Origin of the sequence: Glutamicibacter sp. AOP12-B1-11 (genome assembly GCF_052379245.1) — a bacterium.
GTDB lineage: Bacteria > Actinomycetota > Actinomycetes > Actinomycetales > Micrococcaceae > Glutamicibacter.
This window is the reverse complement of the sequence record NZ_JBQSYL010000005.1, coordinates 130,056-149,495: the sequence shown is the minus strand read 5'-3', so window position 1 is coordinate 149,495 and position 19,440 is coordinate 130,056. Positions and strand designations below refer to the sequence as shown.

19 protein-coding genes and 1 tRNA gene are annotated in these 19,440 nt (G+C 55.3%); 2 read left to right on the top strand and 18 right to left on the bottom strand.

Going from position 1 to position 19,440, the window contains the following annotated elements; all coding sequences use genetic code 11:
* Positions 1 to 4 precede the first annotated feature (4 nt).
* Positions 5 to 499 carry a hypothetical protein gene (locus tag ACT3UQ_RS04580; protein WP_441687845.1) on the bottom strand — a complete coding sequence of 165 codons (495 nt, stop codon included), beginning with the start codon at positions 497 to 499 and terminating at the stop codon, positions 5 to 7.
* A gap of 173 nt (positions 500 to 672) precedes the next feature.
* Positions 673 to 1,254 carry a single-stranded DNA-binding protein gene (locus ACT3UQ_RS04575; protein WP_444636546.1) on the bottom strand — a complete coding sequence of 194 codons (582 nt, stop codon included), beginning with the start codon at positions 1,252 to 1,254 and terminating at the stop codon, positions 673 to 675.
* Positions 1,255 to 1,392: 138 nt separating this feature from the next.
* On the opposite strand from ACT3UQ_RS04575, the gene ACT3UQ_RS04570 reads away from it, so the two are divergent.
* A complete protein-coding gene (locus ACT3UQ_RS04570) occupies positions 1,393 to 1,812 on the top strand; it encodes a hypothetical protein (RefSeq protein WP_441687843.1) in 420 nt (139 codons plus the stop codon).
* A 79-nt stretch (positions 1,813 to 1,891) separates the two neighbouring features.
* Here the strand turns inward: ACT3UQ_RS04570 and ACT3UQ_RS04565 are convergent, their stop codons facing one another.
* From ACT3UQ_RS04565 to ACT3UQ_RS04505, 13 genes are all read right to left on the bottom strand, one after another.
* Complete coding sequence (locus ACT3UQ_RS04565) at positions 1,892 to 2,740, bottom strand: hypothetical protein (RefSeq protein ID WP_441687842.1); 849 nt, start codon at positions 2,738 to 2,740, stop codon at positions 1,892 to 1,894.
* A 702-nt stretch (positions 2,741 to 3,442) separates the two neighbouring features.
* A complete protein-coding gene (locus tag ACT3UQ_RS04560; RefSeq protein WP_441687841.1) occupies positions 3,443 to 5,260 on the bottom strand; it encodes a type IV secretory system conjugative DNA transfer family protein in 1,818 nt (605 codons plus the stop codon).
* Positions 5,257 to 6,747: a conjugal transfer protein TraC gene (locus ACT3UQ_RS04555; protein WP_441687840.1), complete on the bottom strand. Its 1,491-nt coding sequence runs from the start codon at positions 6,745 to 6,747 to the stop codon at positions 5,257 to 5,259. Before ACT3UQ_RS04555 ends, ACT3UQ_RS04560 begins: the two co-directional genes overlap by 4 nt.
* Entirely contained in the window at positions 6,741 to 8,294 is a 1,554-nt protein-coding gene (locus ACT3UQ_RS04550) for an SCO6880 family protein (RefSeq protein ID WP_444636545.1), read from the bottom strand. The genes ACT3UQ_RS04555 and ACT3UQ_RS04550 overlap by 7 nt, the downstream gene beginning before the upstream one ends.
* A 123-nt stretch (positions 8,295 to 8,417) precedes the next feature.
* Complete coding sequence (locus tag ACT3UQ_RS04545; protein ID WP_441687838.1) at positions 8,418 to 9,455, bottom strand: conjugal transfer protein TrbL family protein; 1,038 nt, start codon at positions 9,453 to 9,455, stop codon at positions 8,418 to 8,420.
* 33 nt (positions 9,456 to 9,488) lie between these two features.
* Entirely contained in the window at positions 9,489 to 9,833 is a 345-nt protein-coding gene (locus ACT3UQ_RS04540; RefSeq protein ID WP_441687837.1) for a hypothetical protein, read from the bottom strand.
* 32 nt (positions 9,834 to 9,865) lie between these two features.
* Positions 9,866 to 10,501: a hypothetical protein gene (locus ACT3UQ_RS04535; RefSeq protein ID WP_441687836.1), complete on the bottom strand. Its 636-nt coding sequence runs from the start codon at positions 10,499 to 10,501 to the stop codon at positions 9,866 to 9,868.
* Positions 10,502 to 10,644: 143 nt separating this feature from the next.
* On the bottom strand, positions 10,645 to 10,968 hold the full coding sequence (locus ACT3UQ_RS04530) for a hypothetical protein (RefSeq protein WP_441687835.1): 324 nt from the start codon (positions 10,966 to 10,968) through the stop codon (positions 10,645 to 10,647).
* A gap of 92 nt (positions 10,969 to 11,060) precedes the next feature.
* Entirely contained in the window at positions 11,061 to 11,882 is an 822-nt protein-coding gene (locus ACT3UQ_RS04525; RefSeq protein WP_441687834.1) for a sigma factor, read from the bottom strand.
* 64 nt (positions 11,883 to 11,946) lie between these two features.
* Positions 11,947 to 13,218, bottom strand: coding sequence for a helix-turn-helix domain-containing protein (locus tag ACT3UQ_RS04520; protein ID WP_444636544.1), 1,272 nt, complete (start codon positions 13,216 to 13,218; stop codon positions 11,947 to 11,949).
* An 86-nt stretch (positions 13,219 to 13,304) separates the two neighbouring features.
* Positions 13,305 to 14,441: a DUF2637 domain-containing protein gene (locus ACT3UQ_RS04515; protein ID WP_444636543.1), complete on the bottom strand. Its 1,137-nt coding sequence runs from the start codon at positions 14,439 to 14,441 to the stop codon at positions 13,305 to 13,307.
* Positions 14,442 to 14,444: 3 nt separating this feature from the next.
* Positions 14,445 to 15,425 (bottom strand): hypothetical protein, encoded by a 981-nt coding sequence (locus ACT3UQ_RS04510; protein ID WP_441688143.1) that lies wholly within the window; start codon positions 15,423 to 15,425, stop codon positions 14,445 to 14,447.
* Entirely contained in the window at positions 15,422 to 15,685 is a 264-nt protein-coding gene (locus ACT3UQ_RS04505) for a hypothetical protein (RefSeq protein ID WP_441688142.1), read from the bottom strand. The genes ACT3UQ_RS04510 and ACT3UQ_RS04505 overlap by 4 nt, the downstream gene beginning before the upstream one ends.
* Before the next feature lie 110 nt (positions 15,686 to 15,795).
* Between ACT3UQ_RS04505 and ACT3UQ_RS04500 the strand changes: the two genes are divergently transcribed.
* Complete coding sequence (locus ACT3UQ_RS04500) at positions 15,796 to 16,119, top strand: helix-turn-helix domain-containing protein (protein ID WP_441688148.1); 324 nt, start codon at positions 15,796 to 15,798, stop codon at positions 16,117 to 16,119.
* Here ACT3UQ_RS04500 and ACT3UQ_RS04495 read toward each other — a convergent pair.
* The 3 genes from ACT3UQ_RS04495 to ACT3UQ_RS04485 all read right to left on the bottom strand — a co-directional run bounded on the left by ACT3UQ_RS04495 (position 16,081) and on the right by ACT3UQ_RS04485 (position 19,440).
* Positions 16,081 to 16,153: transfer RNA gene (locus ACT3UQ_RS04495), tRNA-Asn, on the bottom strand. The two genes, ACT3UQ_RS04500 and ACT3UQ_RS04495, sit on opposite strands and share 39 nt — an antisense overlap.
* Before the next feature lie 54 nt (positions 16,154 to 16,207).
* A complete protein-coding gene (dnaG, locus tag ACT3UQ_RS04490; protein ID WP_444636542.1) occupies positions 16,208 to 18,088 on the bottom strand; it encodes a DNA primase in 1,881 nt (626 codons plus the stop codon).
* Between the two features lie 68 nt (positions 18,089 to 18,156).
* Complete coding sequence (locus ACT3UQ_RS04485) at positions 18,157 to 19,440, bottom strand: deoxyguanosinetriphosphate triphosphohydrolase (protein WP_096287455.1); 1,284 nt, start codon at positions 19,438 to 19,440, stop codon at positions 18,157 to 18,159.

The following is a 19,440-nucleotide window of genomic DNA, read 5'->3' as shown; positions in this document are numbered from 1 at the left end:
TCGGTTACTTCTGGCTGCTGTTGCCCTTCAACAGGCGCAGATCCGGCAGCGAGCCGTCCGTTGTGAGTGGCTTGCCCTCCAGGTTCAGGAACTCCACGACTTCCTGCGTGATCACGTCCATCGCGGCCAGCGAGGTCGCCTTGTCCGTGTTCGATGCGTTCTTGAACATCTCGTGCGTGAACTTCGCTGGGAATGCCGGACTCATGATGCCCCGCTTGAACATCAGATTGCTCATCATCGAGTCTTGGAACGCTTCGCTCATCTGCGGATGGTGAAACAGAATCTCGTCCAGCATCGTCGAGATGTTCTCGTATTCCTGGTTGAAGTCCTCCACGAGGTTGCCCCATGGGCAGCTCTCCGGAGTCTTCCACGAGTCCGGGTTCGTCTCCCACTCGTGGATCAACGACGTCGGCTGCACCTGACCGCTGAGCGTCAGATCGATCCCCTTCAGATCGTCTTGGCTCAGAATCCGTGACGTTGATGCTGGGTTCTGGCTCATTGATAATCTCCTCATTGATCTGGAATGCTTCGCCGTCGAAATCGAATAACGATTCTTCCTGCCGTGGCTTGAACCGGGCCATTACAACCTGCTTACTTTACATAACACGATGGATCATTGGATAAGTCAAGTAGCCCCACACTATTTATGCGGGGCTACTTGGCTAAAAAATTTCAATACGATGGGCCACTAGTTGATGATGGATTTACCGGTGGCGGGCCCTGGTGGCGGAAGTGATCGGTCATGCGAGCACCAAACGCCTGTGCTTCCCCTGAACGTGATACTTGTGAGGGCGCATTTCCCCCGTGTGCGGGAGCGGACTGCTGTGGCGCCTGGGCCGGCGCATTCTGCCCTTGATGTGGGGTCCACTGGTCAACGTCTGGCGATTGCTGGACCGACTTTTGACGTTCAGGAACCTGTACGGGATTGAACTTCATGGATGCAGCCACTTCACTGGCATAGATCCGATGATTCATCCCCGCTTCGCCTTTACTATCCACATAAGGAGCCAGATCGTACTGGCCGGATACGGTGAGTCGGTCCCCCTTGCCAGCGGACTGCATGATGTTCTCAGCCATGCGCAGATCGCGAACGGCCACGTCGTAACGAGTAGTTTCGCCGTCCTCCCACTGCCTGGTTTCACGGTTCTGCACCCGCTGTGTTTCCAGCAGGCACATGGTCAAGAATTTGTTGCCGTTGGCTTCCTGCCACACGGGGTTATCGGCGAGATTACCGGTAACGGTCTTGGGGCCCATTCTCATTGTCATCTCCGCTTTCGTGTTCGGGTTTGCTACGTACCTCAATGAATCGATACTCAGAGGAGAAGGGCTAGTGACACACAAATTTGAGGCGACAGGCTGATCAACCGATAGACAACTCGAAAGGATCACGCCATGTCTCAAGTTTCAAAACTAGCTCCAGAACTAGCTGAGGAATACGCGGCACCCATTTTTGATCACCTCACGACTCACGGCGATACGCTCTATATACCCTTGCTCAATCACGCGCACCCCGACGGCGAGGTATCCCCGGTGATCAACCTGGTGCGCAACGACGAGAATCAGCCCTACGCCATTGCCCATCCTTTGACTGGAATCATCTGCTTGCTGGCGGTAGCTGATTCGCCCTATTGGATTCCTATTGACCGGATTGCTCATTCTGAAGCGTGCAATAGCTGCTCACCTGTGTGGCGTGAGCTTAAGAGTCGTGTTCGCAAGCTGGCTCCCGGCGAAACGTTCTATGCGGCCGCTAAGACTCACTCCCCGCTAGGTGAAACACGCATTCTGGTGGATGCCAACGACCTCGAAAACTAACCCGCCACAGACAAGAGTGGGGATGAACAAGCTAAAGCTTGTTCATCCCCACTCTTGTGTCGCTCCTGAATGTTCTTTTTTATTCGCCGCTCATGTCAACGATGTCGTCAGTGGTTTCAACGTCGAGGTGCTCCCACTGGCCATCATGCTGGATCTGCCACTGAATCTCATCATCACGATGCCGAAGCACCTGCACTAGGACTTCACCCGCAGCCGCCCGGTCACGAACTGTTACAGCTGGTAGGACACGATCTTGTTGCCGGACTGGCCCAATCTTTCGGGCCGGGGAGGTCGCCGCGAGTTCTTCGTTCTTGACCTTCGCCCGAACTTCCACCGTCTGATCTTCACGTTGAACAGTCACCACGTCGGTCACGGTGTCGCGGACTTTCTCCCACGCTTCCTGGTCATACGCCAAAGGTGCTGGTACATCCCAGCTATGTCGTTTGGACGACAAGCACGATTTCATTGTCGAATCACGCAGCCGTTGCTTCAATCCTGGCAAATACGACTGGAACGACAAGAACGGCCCGACGCTCGGTGCTCCTTCTTCCCAGACCTTGTATTCGGCGCACAACGTCGCATACAACTCATTGACCGCATCAGGGTGCTGGAACCAGCAAGCTGCCACCACATCGGTGAAATTCTGTTGAATCAGAAACTGATCGACCCAGCGACGCAACTCTGTCCAAGCTTTCTGTTTGAGTTCGGCAGGAATCTCATCGAACCGAATCCCCATCCACAGGTTCGCTTCCCCTGCTGCTTCAACAGCAACCTCCGAATCAACGTGAGAGGGCAAGGGCGAACCCACGACAGGGGTAGGCGTGGTTTCAGGTTCAGTCACTTCTTCGTCGGGCATCTCCGAAAAATCGAAATCGGTCAGCTTGTCCGTCCAACCAGACGTATCGGGAACCTCGGACTTCGTACTCATCGTTCTTCCCCTTCACCTTGTTCAGTGTTCCGCCGTCGTGTCTTCCGTGGTTGATAAATCGCATCATTCAACCGGCTAATCATGACCGTAACTGCCTGGTCGGAAGACTTCTCAACATCAGTGTTCTGCTTCATCCATCGGTGCACGCTTTCCTCACACACCGAACACAACCAGATCCCTTCTTCCTGTGCTGCAGCTCTACATTCAGCACGATCCAGATAGGAATGTTCCGTAGAGTGCCAATGCCGTGCACGCTCTTGGTTATGGCAGATGAAGCAGTGTATTTCAGCGGTGTTATGAGTCATGTTGGTCTTTCATTCGCAAGTGTTCACGTCGCAATCTTCCCAGGATCACGACACTGGCACGACGGCGGTTCCACCCCTGGTAGTCTCGCCCGTGCTCATCAATAATTTGGTGCAACCGGTTGTGGTGCTCTCGACATAATGGCATCAAATCCTCGTCTTTTTCCTGTGCAACCCAGTTCCCCTGGTCATCTTTCCTGACACCGTCATAGGAAACGTGGTGCAAGTCCAAAGATCCCGCCGTTTCAAGCCGTATCCCACAGACCTGGCACGCAGGCTCAGCGCCTTTAATTCGGCAGTCACGAAACCAGCGCTGCCGCCGCCAGCCCCAGGCACGAGAACGCAAATACCCGCGGTATTCCTGATTGCCTGAACGTCGCAGCGACATCCCCATGTCGCATCACCACACCGGCTCGTCATCAACCGTAGTTGATACTGGAGATGCTGCACGATCCTTCTGTGACGCTGCTGGATCGTAAGACTTCTTGGACGACCCAATCTTCTTAGCATCTTTACGGTTCCAGTAACCTTGCAGCTCTAGGAATACCGGCCGCGACGTTCGTCCGAACATAATTCCGTACCCAAAGGGCAAGCGCCGCAATTCATCTACCGGTAACACCGCAACGTCTTGCCGTTGCTCAGAATACGACGTGTGGTCTTTACCGTAAGACGTTGATTCCTTGGTGATTTCACGAGTACCCATCAGCGAGGAAAAGATATCGAGGTCTTCCTTGCTAGAAGAACCACCCAGAAGAATTTTGATCGTCGCCGCGTCAAAAATACTCTTGGACGCTTCCACACCCCAGTTATCGCGTGCCTGAGCCAACGACTGGAACACCGGAATCGGGACAATACCAACACCACCACCATCTGCCATCAACGTGGTGAGTCCAGGCCATGCACCAGCCATGTTCGCAATCTCATCCAGTACCAGAGTCATCGGCGGATCAAGCCGGTTACCAGGAAGTTTCGCCGCCATCTCACGGGCACGCTCAGTAATCGAATCCATCATGGCAATCAGGAAAGCACCAACGGAACCACCACCAGTTTTTGTGCCCACCAAGTACAGCGTGCCACGGCCCAAAATGAACTCATCAATGTTGAACATTTCCGACTCATTCTTAGGATCCATCACTTCACGGATTTCAGGTACAGACAGACCCACCATGACGTTGGAAACACCGAACCATTTTGACCCGGCCAGTTTGGCGTCACCTTCGATCACATCACCCAGCGCACCAGCCCAACCTTGAGCTGCCTGTGGGCTGTTCGTCATGATATCGACTGCTTCACGGGCCGCACCCATGTCATTGCCCCAGCGAATCAAATCATCCATACCGCGACGTCCAACGGCGGCCGCGTGCAGCAAAGACTGCAAAATCAGTACAGCCGGGGCACGCCATTCTTCATTCGATCCACCTTTACCCAGCCCTGATGCAGAAATCAGAGAGTTAGCTCGCTGCTGTGCAGTCAGCGGGTTATCGCAACCAATAATGGGTGACCACTTCAACGTCGTCTTCTGACCGGTCAATCCCTGCGGATCAAATAACGTCACTTTCGAACCTTGTTCTTCACGAACTTTGTAAGTGGCAGCGTAGTTGTCAGCGCGAGTAGATGTCGTGACGACCGCACCGGGAGAATCCAAGATCGCGGCAATGACCACGTGCACACCTTTACCAGAGCGGGGCGCACCAATGAGCAGAATGGATTCTTCCAGGATCAGCCACACGTCTCGCAACATGGAGACACCAATTTTCAGTGCAACATCCTTCGCGTTCTTGGCTTTCTTCTTGCCCTGCACTAGGGATGGACGGATGGTCTTGCCCATGCTCTTGGCCCGTCGCACACCAAAGAATCGAGCGACTTCCGGCGATTTTGCGATACCGTCACGCAGCTTGAGCTGCTTCACGAAATACTTGTCGGACTGCTTATACCGATCCACCAAAAGATAGATAGTCACGGCAATCGCCACAGCAACGACAAACAGGACCGCTACCGGAACCCAAAAGGCCGGCCCCTGGGCATAGCAACCGTCACCGGTCGCTGCGAATTGATCTAGTTGATTCGTGAAAATACCGACCGGTGGGAACTTGCCGAAACGTCCGAACTGTCCGCAGTGGAAGAAAATGCCCAGCTGCCCACCCACAGCAAAAATAAGGATGATCGGCAAGATGATCGCCGCACCAATCAGGACAGGGTCACGTGATGACTTGTTCATGCTGCTTCGTCCCATTCCTCGTCAGCTAGTCCCTCAACAATGCGCGAGTCCGTATTCAGCAAATCCTTTTCGGCTGCTGTCAGGATGTTCTCCACGCAGTAAGAGTCCTGGTTGATACGCCAAAGACCTTGCCCCTTTTTCAAAGAACGCACAATGTCGCACTCACGATCCGAAAGACCCAGCTTGTCGGAAAGATGCTTGAGTTCCGACTCGTCCTGACGATAAACAATCTTGATACCAGCATCAGCCAACAGTGACTGCGCCATCGTGTTCATGCGTGAACCTGAGTCACCGGCGAGGTTCAAGTCGCCCAGCTTATGAATCACCAAGAGGTTAAAGATGCCGTAATGACGAGCCAACTTCCACGAAACGACCATACGCTCAAGGTCAGCTTCGGAGTTGATGTTGTCCCAGCCTTCCTCATAAATGCAGATCCGCTGGCCACCATCAGGGTTAGTGACCATCGCTTCGACCCAGTTACCCACGCAGGCCGACACAATACGCTTCGCTTCCGCACTAGCACCGGATAGTGCCGAGGTATCGACGGAAACTGCAGGCTTGCTGGCATCAAAAGCGACTGTGGTCGGCCCATCGAACATGCCAGCCAGGTCACCTTCCTTGGTGCGGTCTAGTGCATAGCTCAAATTCAGATAAGCCTTGCGCAGTGCTGGATCCATATCGGGGTCAGGGCTACGCAGGAAGTCCACTAAATGCGGCAACACCACATGTTCGGTCCCGTATTTCTCCACCGATGCATCCAGTGCGTGAGACAGCGCCGAGTGCTCTGTCGATTCAAGATCACGGAGTACCAAGATGCCGACAAGGGTCTTCAACAGGCTCATGCGGCGCGAGCGAACCATGGACTTCCACCCTTCGTCCGTCATCAGCTCGCCATTAGTCATCCGTGAGGGACGTGTTCCTGGATCCAGCGGGTTAATGCGCGCGTCACGTCCTGGCCCTACTTCAATCACCGAACCGCCAGCACGTTGCACAACGGCAGTCCATTCACCTTTGGAGTCAGTCATCACCGCAAGCTTGCGGCCGTGCAGCAGGAAGCGCAGAGCAATGGATTTCGCCAACGACGATTTACCCTCACCCACCGCGCCCAGAAGCACCGCGGACATACTGGAAATCTTGTTGGCCTTATACATTTCCCAAGGGTCAAAGCGGAATGGCCCCGACCCATACATGCCTTTGCCGATCAACGGGCCCATTGTCGACATTTGAGGGCCAGAAACGAACGGTAACGCGGTCGCCATGGTGAATGTAGAAAACGAGAACATCTGTGGCGTGTACTTGAGCATCAACGCCAGATTCTCTTGTTGCGACAGCTCTTTGAACTTCGATTCAGCTTCCGGCAGGCGCGCGCCCGTCTGCTGCGATGCTTCGCGCTGTTCCTTGCGGAACTGCTTGATCAAAGATGCTTTCAGATTACGGAAACTCTTGCGTTCTCCCGGCGCTTCAACACCGACAACGGTTTTTACCATGGCAACGTCACCCCTAAGTTGATTCCCTTCGCCAGTGGCAAAGCAGCAGCGCTGAACGCTGAATCCTGCTGACCGTAGGCTGGCGACAATTCAATACGAGAACGTGATGCAGCGTCTCTCATCTTGGCGCAGTTTCGTTCCAGCTCCCCCTTGGTCGCCCCGGAAACTGTCACTAGTCCAGTCATGTAGAACGAGCCGTGCCCATCAACGAGCTGCTCTTCCACGCCTTCAATGTCTTCGAACTCTGCGTCATGCTGGCGAGATGCTGCACGGCCCGACTTCTGACGGAACCTATCGGTGGTGTCCCAGTCAGTCTTGCGGGTCTCAATCTTTTTCAGTGCCTTGCCAACCGTGACCGGACGCAGAACTTGGGTGATCGTATGAGGGAAGTCGCCAGCAAATACCAGAGCTTCGAGGAAGCCCATCCGCGCCTTTTTACGGGGCCATTCCGAAATCCAATACACCCGATGAAACCCAGAATCAGATTGCAGGTAGCTCCAATGCACTTCTACGGCCATGGGGCCAGCAACGTTTGGCTCTACCCCGGAAAAGTTTCCGCTGCGCTCACTAATTTCGATGGTGGATTCAGGGTCAAACGCTGAACGGATCAGCGCACCGAATGAACGCGGATCGTGCCAGTGCTGCAGGAGAACACCAGCTTGCTGCATGGAATCGTTGACCGAGCCCAGACGCTGCATGATCGCTTCAACGAACCCTGAAATTCCCTTACCATTTTCCTCAATTTCGGCGCTCAACTCACGAGCGCTAAACCCCAAGGCCATCCACTGTTCGTGTATTGATTGGGTATGCGCTGACTCAGCTAAGTCGCGGTAAGAAGAGTCCAAGAACGGGTCAATCTGCGCTCCGGCAAGCTTGACCTCTTCGCCGTATTCCATAGCGACCGGTGCTTTCTCAATGCGGTGCTCGTAATATTCACGGATATTGCGGCTGGAGAGCATCCGAGTCTGGTCACTTAACTGGATCAGCGCCAAGCCTTCGATCATGCCAAACGCGGTCAACGCATCGTCAAAAGCCCCTGTGCGTGCCATCTTGCGGTCGAAAGATTCCATGGAGAACGCGCGAGTCGTTGTCAGCTTCGCCGTGATCAGCCCTAGCTGCCGTGCCTTGTCGTAGGCAAACGCGAAACCATCCGGCGTGGTGTAAAGCTCAACCTGGTCATCCACGCCTGGCAGGTGCAAGCGTGAGGGTGCCCCGAGAACAATGCGGCCCTTCTTATCGCGATGCACACCATCAACCATCGTGTGACCTTTGGGCAGCGCGTCCGAGGATTCCTCGTCGGGGTTATCCGAAACGATGGCAGTTACCTGGCCGTCCAGCTTACGACGGTACGAAGCCTGCCCGAGAGCCTTACGGAAGCGAAACATGAAAAATACTCCAATCCATGAGGGCACCGAACGCCCAAAATATGTGGGAAGAATGAGCCCTGCGCCGATGATCAGGATCAGCGTTGTTGAAATGATTCCGCGGGGAAAACCACGGGAGATGAACGAGCCTACGGCTAGGAGCAACGTAATGACGGCCAGCATGACTTGGAGCCAGCCCAAGCCCATGAAGACACCTGTGCGTGGCCGGCGGCCGAAGCGAGCGTCGTTGTACGATGACGAAATTTCGGTGGGTGCAGCTTGTACAGACATAGTTCCGTTCCTGTTCTATCGGCGTCGCACAGCGCGACTCAGTGTGCGGCCAGCGTTACCGATGCTCTGCCGTCCCGAGCGGCTCATGTTGCCGACACGACGGCCCATCCCTCCACCATGGCCAACCGCAGATGAATCAATGTTTCCGTGGGAGTTGTTGTTGACGAAGCTGACGAATGCTCCAGCAAACAGTGGTGTCATCCCGCCGATAAGCAACCCGATGATTCCTGCTGCCATCTGCAATGCTTCGTCGGCTGAGCTGGAAATCGTCAAACCAATTTTGATCATCACAGCGGCCGCAGGTTTAGCGAGGATCAAACCGATCACGACGCTCATCCACCGCATGAAGATTCCTTTAGCCGCTTCATTGGCTAGTGAATACACGGCAATCGGTAGGAAGACCGCCATAACCACCAGTGCGTAAGTGCGGAACACCATCATGATCATCAAGAAGAACGCGCAAATGAACGTAAACAGCATAATCACGAGCCCGACAAGCGCTCCACCGGTGTTCTCCGGGTCTTTCGCCATGGCCCATTGCTGGTAGTTCTCGTCCAGCAAGACACGTTCGTTGGTCGGATCCCAGCTGAGTCCGAAGAGCGCAAGGATTGATGCCATCGCGTCTGCTTCACCATCATCGACACCGACTTCGAGAATGAAGTTTGAGAGCCAATCTCCTGCCTTGATGAACAAGAAGAGGAAACCGGTAAAAATATAGGTCGTCGGGATCGCAAAGAATCCCGCTAGTGCGGCCCGAATCAGGCCTACAGTGGAACGCCGCCACATTGACATGGCTAGCTGGATCACGATGAAGATAATCAACACCGGGATCGCCGCCAAAGCAATGACGTTGAGCATCCCCGGATGATTGACTTCGCTGGATACCGAACCTACTTGGGTTGTCACAGTTCCACCGATGACGGTGATCCACCATGAATCGTTCATATCCGAGTAGGAAAATGCGGACTTGATGCACATCCAAACCCAGTAGGCGAACCCTTCAACGGATCCATTCATCCATTCCTGGATTGTTTTGCCCCAGTCATCAAACATGTGACGGCGCTCCTTACTGTTGTGGCGGTTGGCTTAGGTCAGGTTCTGGCTTGAGAACCAAGCGATCAGACCATTGGCCGAACCAACAAGCACCGCAGCGATGAGTACCGTGACCACCGCGCCAATGCCGATACTCTGCATTCCCTGGTTCTTGGACAGCTTGCCCAAGCCCCACAACAAACCAGCCAGCACCAAGGCCACGCCCAAACCGATGTAGGCGTAGAAGAACACGCCACCGGCCATATCGGCGGCAAAAGCAGCGCCTGGAACGTCGTCATTCACGCCGATGTTTGGGTTGTAACCGGACGTCTTGGCTAAAACGCCAACATTCGCTTTGGCGGCCAATGCTGAAGCCGCAGTTGAAATCGTGGTCAACATGATCTCTTATTTCCTTTTCGTGTAGTGATGATCTAGCAGTCTTTGGAGCCACGAGCCGGATACTCGTGCTTGTCCGGGTCCATCGCATCGGGGATTTGGTCCCCGGGCCGCATCGGCTTGCTGTCTTCCTTCTCGACCCAAACAGTGACGTTGGTGCAAGTCTGAGCAACCTCGTTCGCTTTACTGCAGTCAGGGCCCTGGGGCATGTACTCCAAACCGAGGACTGTTGGATGCTTGGCAGCATCTTCGTCAGAGACGAGCTTGGGCCACAAATAGTTAGCCCTTTCTCGATCATTTTTCGATGCTTCGTCCTGTCTCCAGGAATGCGAAATCTTGATGGTGTCGGAACATGTCACTTTTGGTGCTGCCTTCTCGATCGTGATCGAGCGAGACTGCGCGTCTTCAGGCAAAGCCTGCATCGTGAATTCCTTTGTCGATGACCAAGCCACTGCCCCGTTGATGCCACCGAGGATCACTGAACCCACCAAGGCGATGGGTACGGCAACCAAACCGGATTGGGTGAAACCACGACGGCCCCGAATCTTGCCGTACGCAAATGCCAGCGCACCGACGACAAGACCAACCAGACACACCAAAAAGCCAATCCAGAGCCACATGCCTGCCACATCGATCAGTGGGCTGTCTTCCAGCCCTGGGATGTTATCCATGTCTTACTCCATTTCTTTCTCGTTTCCGAGCGGTCAATTGCAGATCAGAAAGTGTCGATGCATCTGTGTGTCAGATTGATGGAGAATTTCAGGGCACAAAAAAGGGGAAGCACGCTACCGTACTCCCCCACCATCTGCAGCTGTCACATCATGATCGCCAAAACCAACCCAACCCAGAAAACAAACACTGCCGCGCTGATCGCCAGGATCAACGCTTTACCGCGCCGAGTCCGCATCCGCTTCGCGAGGAACTGAACCACAGTGCTTTCCTCCCTTACCTGGTCTGCCTCTCCAACGGGAGCCAACCCATTGATCAGCCATGCCCCACAGGCTTTGGACTTGTCACGCACCCGTCGCACTAGACCCCGGCGCGGTTTGACGTTAGCGACTTCCTGTCGAAGCTGCCGAATTTCTTCCAGTAAGTCCGCGTTATCCAGCTCGTTCCCCACACCCTGTTTGTCGTCCATCGTCATGCCCCTCGAAATGCGTTAGTTCTATTTTTGATATCGCTGTCGTATCTCCCCTGGCCGGATCAAATGTGTCTGGATTGCATGGAACCCTATTCTTCATCCGGAGTGAGTACCGTGACCGCGATACGCAGCAGCCACAGGGCATCGTGAAGATATTGACGTACCGTGTTGTAGCTCTTCCCGGTGCGTCCCATCAACTGCGGCATATCCACCTTGGCAAATCCACCGCACGCCAATACGTCGGCAACGAACTCAGCGACCCACTCCCCTGATTCTCCAGAGCCTGGCAGGCAATCAATCAGAACATCCATATTCGGTTTCAGACCCTGTTCCTTGGCTTCCAGAGCCCGAGAAACAACGACCGCGCAGCGCACGAACTCTCGACGACAAGAACGCAAAGTATCTTCACTGACGGTCATGGCTCGGGCCGCAACATCAACCTGGTCACCATAGGTTGTGATCAGCGCTAACGCCCGAGAGCATGTGGCCTGATTCTGGATGAAAGATTCCACGTAGGTCAGCAGCGTTCCGATTCGCCCCGCAGCGGCCTGCTGGTCACTGACCATTTCTGAGAAATCCTCAGCAACTAACGACAGGCTGGACTTATAGCGGCTAGTCGATTCATGCTCGAACTTGTCCTGATGTTCGCGCAATCGCCCCACTTTGGCGATGTAGTCCTTGGCGCGGCGACGAGCAATAGTGTTCACCCATGCTTGCAACGCTGCACCGTCGAAGTTCGGTAATGACTTCTTCGCAGAAATCCACGTTTCTTGAAGTACGTCGTCAAGTCCATCTCGAAAAGTCGGGCCAAGCACTGAGGAAACTGCGTTCTTCGCCTGGAAAACAGCCCGGGCAAGGGTTTCCTGGTCTGGCAGCTGTGTGGCTTTGAGTGTTGATGAAGTTTGAGTCATTGCTGGTCACCTCCTTGAATTCAGGTTGTCGTCGATCGGTGGGTCAATGGCGTTCTGGTGCTGCTTAGAAACCGGGGTCATCGTCAGGCCCCCACGGCAGGCCTACATCCGCGGTTCCTCCACGACTTGGCGCGTCGTCGAGCAGAAGACTGGTGCGAAACCAGCCACGTTCTGGCTTCCCTGGGCGTGGGTTCAGGTGACTTTCTCCGGTGAGATAGTTCGCGTTGCATCCGGGGCAGATCGAGTCTGGATTCTTCGAGCTCCAATCATGCGACTCGCATTCCGCAATGAACCCCGGCTCGTAGCCTGTAGATGCGTCCTGATCAGCGAAACCACTACTAACCGTGGCAACTGGCCCAGTCACGGCGCTTAGGCCTGTGACAGCCGCATACAGCGATTCTGGGTCTTGGCGGCACGACGCTGCCACATAGCGCAGTGGCGAACTGATCTTGGTTGTGGCGCGAGCCAGCACAATGTCGATCACTGACCGCACCTGTTGCACGCTCAAGCTTTGCAAGGTTGCTGGAACCATATGGTGCAGCGCACCAAGATCTACGCCGTGATAAACCTCCGACATCGGCACAGGAGATTCTTCATTTTTCTGTCCCACGTCCGACTTCGAATCATCGTCATCATCAGTCACTGGAATCGCCACGGGATCGAACGTTCCCGCGTCTGATGATTGATGATGATGGTTAATGCGCGCGCGTTCCTTTAAAGGCACTTCAGTATTTTTGGCCAAATTCGACGATGGGTTGGCCAATTTGGCCGGTGGTACATCATCGTTTGAACCACCACCGGCCAAATTGGCCGGGCTTGTAATTACTGGGTTTTCGCCCGTCTGAAGAACTGTTTTTTCACCACCGGCCATTTTGGCCGGGCTTGTATTTGCTGGGCTTTCACCACCGGCCAAAATGGCCGATGGTTCCGATTCAGCATCCACACCGGTCTCAATAGACACTGTTTTGCTGTGACGCATCTTTGACCGACGTTGCCCCATGCGCTCTTTCATCTCGGCACGCTGCTGTGCCCCTGCCTGCGCCAAACGCTCCATGGCTGATTCCACAAGCCTGAACTGGTTGCCGATACGTGCACCACTATGCGAGTCATACAATGCATCACAGACCAGCACCCCGCGCTCTTCTAAAGCGCGCAGGTGACGACGCACGGTACGTTCGCCCATGCACGTATCCATGGCGAGCAATTCGAGGGACGGCCAGCACACCCATTCTTCGTTGGCATGATCAGCCAGCAACAGCATCACATGCAATTCGCCTGGTCGGAACTCTTTGGATGATGCCATTTTCCGGGCGAGGTTCGTTGCTTCAAAGCTCACTGAAGTTCACCCTTTACATCAACCATGCCAATCAACCTAGGAAGCGTCGTTCTAGGTTCATTGATCAAAATTTGCGGTGCCAAGATCTATGCCTCTTTCGAGCTTTCAGTATTGTCAGAGAAAATTTCTGGGTGCTTTGCCTTGATACGGGTCAACTTCCGTTGGCCAGTACGCAAGGTCTTTCCAAGTGCGTCAGCAAGCATCTGCGCGGTTAGTTCCGCTCCATGTGCTGCCAGCAGGTCATCGATGATTTGCTGTTCCTGGTCAACAGGATTCATATAAGAAACAGCACTTAGGGACGGCTTCTCAGGCTGTTGTGCTGGCTGGGCGCTGGTAACAGGAGTGACCGGTGGTTCCGGCTTGATCGCGGGTACTACAGGCTCCGAATCCACAGGTGGAATGAACGTCCGGCCCCATTCCAGTTCGGTAGCATCCTGGTCGAATGGGTAGAAAGCAAAGACGCTCTTCTTGGTAGCTGGTGCTGGATCTTCGACGGATGCTACAGCCGGTTCGGGCTGAGAAACAGTCTGCTGCTCTTCATAAGCGGAGACAGGTTCAACGCTGTCGATGACCGGTGCAGCGACCTCAAGTTCAGGTGTCGTGCGATCTGGCTGTGGTGTCGTGGGCGGCGTCGGGTTGGGACGGTCCACACCTACCTGCACCAAACGCTCTTCGTCACGTTGACGCTGTGGCCGAGCAATAGCAAGACGACCTAGCTCTTCAGTAGCAGCGAAGACACCAATCGGGGCCATGCCTGCGACAATCGCGCCAATGCCGGTCTTGAAGCTGTCCATGTTCTGGTCAAGCAGCAGCACGTGGCCGACGTTGGCAAGTACCGAAACGAACGTAAAAGCACCGAGTGATAGCCAGGATGCCCACGTCTTTTCTCCGCGTGAACGGTGCACCAAGACGGCGATGGAGTACACCAGAATTGCTGTGTCGATGAAGATTGGAACTGTCCAGCGCATTGATGGTGGTAGGCCGGCCCACTCTGCGACGGCGACGAGTCCTGCGAATGAAACCATGAAGCTGATAGCGCCCACGAATCCGACGAGTGAAACTGCCAGCCAGAGCATCTGTCGTGAGTCCGGGTTGATCCGTCCGCTCCGGGTAGCAGTGGCGGCATCTTCCTGCATATAATGGTGTGACTTCGGGTTAGAAGTTTTTGATGGCTCCTCAGCTGACTGCAATTCAGCTGGGGAGCTTTTTTGTTGCGTGCTCATGGGTTAGACCTCCGTCAGAGTGGTCAAGAAGTTGTCCAGGTATTCCTGTGCCTGGTTCAAGTTCTGTTCAATGGCTGCTCGTGTCTTTTCGTCGTCAATCTCGTCAGAGTCGATGGTTTCCAGCATCCGAGCGAGCACCAAGACTGCACGGGAGCTGTCATCAGCTAGGGACGTGATTTCTTCGACGTCGAGGTCGTGTGCGCCAGCGGTGGTTTCCACGATCTGTCCGGCTAGGTTGATCACCATTGGCAGGGGAGCTTGCGCGTACTGTCCACCTGATCCGGTAAGCCGCTTCACGTTCTGCACACGGCTCTTGGCGTTCTTATCAATTACCTCGTTCGGGCTGATCGGTGTGATGCCCAAGTCTTCGAGTGGCATGTCCAATGCGTCAACAATGTCCGTCTGGCCGTCTAAAGGCTGTTCAGTGGACTCTTCAGCTTTCGGCCTTGGTTTGGGCGCAGAACGGTCATACATCTTGCCGTCAATGCCTTGGACTTTCTGAGACTTACTCTCAGTGTGTGAATTGCTATTCTCAGGTGTCCAATTTTGGACACCTGATTCTTTGTCACCATCTGTTCCACTTGGAGCAGGGGAGCCAGCGTTACTGACGCTCTCGGACGACCTGAGCTCGTCTACCCGCTTTGCGCTATTACCGACAGTGCCCCTGGAGAGTCCAGTCGCGTCCGCAATCGCTCGGACACTCAGCCCTGCTGAGCGCAGTGAGCCAATTACTTCGTCACGGTCTTCTCGGGGAATAGCAATGTGCTGGTTGCCGAATTCTTTGACGCAGTAGTCATTCCAGGTCTTGTAACCCAACGCAAGCCAAGCGCGGCCTTGGTACGCCTGGATCACAAGTTCCCAAGTAAATTCGAGCGCCTGCCGAATCCTTGTTGTCAGTTCACGAGCAACATCTGCCGCCAAAACTGATAATCCATCTTCTTCAACAATAATTTCTGCTTCAATTGATTGGATTTCGTTGGTCATGACGCCACCGCTTTCGACTGTTTAGCTATTTCTTCAGCCACAATTTCGTCGAGTCCAGCGACCAGGGTACTGAATGGGACTCCAAGGTGAATTGCGATCTTCACGAGTTCGCCAATGCGAAATTCAACCTTGCCGTCCAGGCGTGACGAAAAGGCAGAACCAGAAATCGGGAGCCAAGAAGCTGCGACGTGTTGTTTAAGATCTTTCCGGCCAAGTTCAGCAAGTACATTTGCTCGAACAGCCTGAGAATATGTAGCCATGCACTTAAACTTATAGTTCAACCGAAAGTTAAGCAAGCAAGATTTTTGTCTGAGCCGAAAATATTTCTTTGGAGCTTGAGTTACTGCATCCGGCCAACTATCGTTGAAGCATGACAGCAGCTCCAATAAACCGTACCCCCATCAACCGCACAGCAGGGCTTGAAGTAAAGGCTTGGCTGGCGCGCCGCGGCATGACTCAAGGTCACTTGGCTGAAGCCCTCGGAGTCTCACAGGGCGCAGTATCTCAACGCATTCTAGGTAAGGTCTCGTTCTCTATTGACGAGCTACTTATCGTCAGCGGGCTCCTAAACGTGACCCTTGGGCAACTTCTTGGAGAAGAAATTTTAAATGAAAAAGGCCCCGATCCGCGCAATGCGGATCGGGGCCAGAATGAGCTCCTCCAGTTGGACTTGAACCAACAACCCTTCGATTAACAGTCGAATGCTCTGCCAATTGAGCTATGGAGGAATGCAACGAGATATAACTTTACCCGACGCTCAACCAAAAACCAAAACTGGCCGCTCAGGTCCCACGGAGGATTCGGCGACGCATCTCAAGTTCCATAAGTTCGCGGTTGATCTGGGTGTATTCCTCCCCTTCGGGTTCCATTTCGGCCCGCTGCAACCGGCCAATGAGCTCGGCTTTGCGATGTGTGATTTGAAGCTCAATCAGCCCATTGATGATGTCTGAACAATAGCGGGACAAGTTGTGCTCATCGGAGGCCGGAATGCTGGTCACCGCAAGCTCGGAGACGAAAGAACGCAACTGTTCGGGCACCTCATCACGAATCACCTCGACCCACGACGATGCCGAAGCGCCTACCGCACTGGCAGCCACCACCCCATCGTGTACGGCGGCGTGCGCCGGAGCCATGAAGCGGGCCTCGTAAAAGGCTTGCCACTGCTCTTCACTGAGCCGGTGAGGTTGCTGAATGACAACTTCCAGCGCCTGACGCTCCAAACGCATCACCGGATCACGCTTGTCGGGACGTTCGAAGGCGTTGCCGGGCTGCTCTTGCGCCTCCCCCGCAGCCTGGGCGCTACCGGCGGCCGCCTGGGTGTTCTTAGGCAGCCGGGCGCGTTTGATGGAGGCGGCAACCGAACGGTTCACGTCTTCATTGTTCATGCCCAGCCAGCCGGCCAGTTCACGCGCGTAGGCCGGACGGATCGACGAGTCACGAATCTGCGCGAGGATCGGTGCGGTCTGCCGCAGGGCCTGCACACGGCCTTCAACGGTGTCCAGATTGAACTTCTTCAGCTCCGCGCGGATCGCGAACTCGAAGAGCGGGCGCTTGAGCTCGATCAGTTCACGCACCGCTTCATCCCCGCGATGCAAACGCAGATCGCAGGGATCCGCACCGGTCGGCTCAACGCACACATAGGTTTGCGCGATAAAACGCTGGTCTTCTTCGAAGGCACGCAAAGCCGCCTTCTGCCCGGCGGCATCGCCGTCAAAGGTGAAGATCACTTCGCCACCGGTACCGTCATCCTGCAAAAGCCGCCTGGCGATCTTGATGTGGTCGGTGCCGAAGGCGGTGCCACAGGTCGCCACCGCCGTGGTGATCCCCGCAAGGTGGCAGGCCATCACGTCGGTGTAGCCTTCGACAACGACGATTTGCCTGGTCTTGGAAATCTGTTTTTTAGCCAGATCCAGCCCGTAGAGCACCTGCGATTTCTTATACAGCTGGGTCTCGGGGGTGTTCAGGTATTTAGGGCCCTGATCATCCTCGTAGAGTTTGCGCGCGCCGAAGCCAATCGTGGCACCTGACAGGTCGCGGATGGGCCATACCAGCCGGCCACGGAACCGGTCGTAGATCCCGCGGTTGCCTTCCGAGAACATGCCGGTGAGTTTGAGTTCCTCGTCGGCAAAACCCGTTGAACGCAGGTGCTTGAGCAGCGCGTCCCACCCCTTGGGTGCGTACCCCACGGAGAAATCGGCTGCCGCCTGAGGCTCGAAGCCGCGCCCGTTCAGGAATTCTCGAGCGGTTTGCGCCTCGTCGCTGGCTAGCTGGGTGCGGAAGAATTCCTCGGCCACCTTATGGGCGTCGACCAGTCGCTGGCGCTTACCGTATTCTTCGCGGCGGGGCCCGGTTCCGCCATCCTCATAATGCAGCTCGTAGTTGATGCGAGCCGCCAGGGATTCAACGGTCTCGGTGAATGAAGAGTGGTCCATCTTCTGGATGAACGCAATCACGTCCCCGGACTCGCCACAGCCGAAGCAGTGGAAGGTTCCCAGCTGAGGGCGGATATGGAAGGAAGGACTGCGTTCATCGTGGAACGGGCACAGGCCCTTGTAGGAGCCCACGCCCGCGGATTTGAGCGTGACATAGGATTCGACGACCTCACGAAGGTCGATGCGGTTACGCACCTCGTCGATGTCTTCTCGTTTAATCAGCCCTGCCATGTTTCCCATTCTAAGAAGTTGCGCGCCGCCTAGGCTGCGCGCGTCACGGGCTGTGCATGATGCTCAGCCTAGAAAAGCTTCGGTTCGAAACTCTCGCCCTTGACCAGCGCCGTGTGCCATTCCAGGGCCGAAGCGTCGGTCAACGAGGCGACCTGATCGATGATCACCCGCAAACGTTCATGCGAGTCCGCCGCGTCCTTGTAGTCGGCGGCGAAGATGGAATCGAGGTATTTGTCTTCCTTATCGGATAACAACTCCACCAGGTCGGTGAGTATTTCCCGCTGCCGCGCATAGATTGGCTGGCGCTCTTCGTTGGTCATCACGAAGTTCGCGGCAATCCCCTTCATCACCGCGATCTCGTGTTCGGTTTCCTCGGGAACGATCAGCTGTGCGTTGTACCGGGTCAGGCTTCCCTGCCCGTACTCGCTGCGCGTGGCGTCCATGGCCGCCTGGCAGAACCGTCCGATGAATTGGCTGGTCATATCCTTGAGCGCCGCTCGTGCCCGGCGTGAGCCGTCGGCGTGCGATACCCACTCGGCCGAGGCTTCCAGGCGAGCCAATGCCGCCTCGATATCTGACTCGTTCGTGGTGGGCAGGTACCAGTCCTTGGTCACTTGCAGGGCGCGGTCCCTTTGCGCGGATTCGAGCAGCCAGCGCAGTTGCAGGCGCCCTCCGACTATCGCGTCTTCCACGTCATGCACCGAGTAGGAGATGTCATCGGCCAGATCCATGACTTGGCCTTCCATGCACACCTGGCCGAGCACCGAATCCGGGCCGCTGCGCAGCCAGTCGAAGACCGGCCGGTCATCGGTATAGACGCCGAATTTCTTCGTCTTCTTCCCGTTTCGCATCGGCGCATCTTCACGCAGCCAAGGGTACTTGCACGAGGCGTCCAAGGCAGCTCGTGAAAGGTTCAGCCCGGCCGAATGGCCGTTATGACGGAAGGTCTTGGTCTCCAGCCGAGTGAGCAGGCGCAGGGTCTGCGCATTGCCTTCGAAACCACCGATGTCCTTGGACAGCTTGTTCAAGGCTTTCTCACCGTTGTGGCCGAAGGGCGGGTGGCCTAGGTCGTGGGCCAGGCACGCGGTGTCTACGATGTCGGGATCGCAGCCCAAGGCGGCCCCGAGTTCGCGTCCCACCTGCGCCACTTCCAGGGAGTGGGTCAGCCTGGTCCGCACGAAATCGTTCAGCGTGGGTGAGACCACCTGGGTTTTGGCGCCCAGCCGGCGCAGCGCCGAGGAGTGCAAAACCCGGGCGCGATCACGTGCGAACGCGGTGCGATACGACTTCTTAGCCGGTTCGGGCACCCAACGTTCCTGATCAGCTTCGGTATATCCGTTGATCTCGGTCAT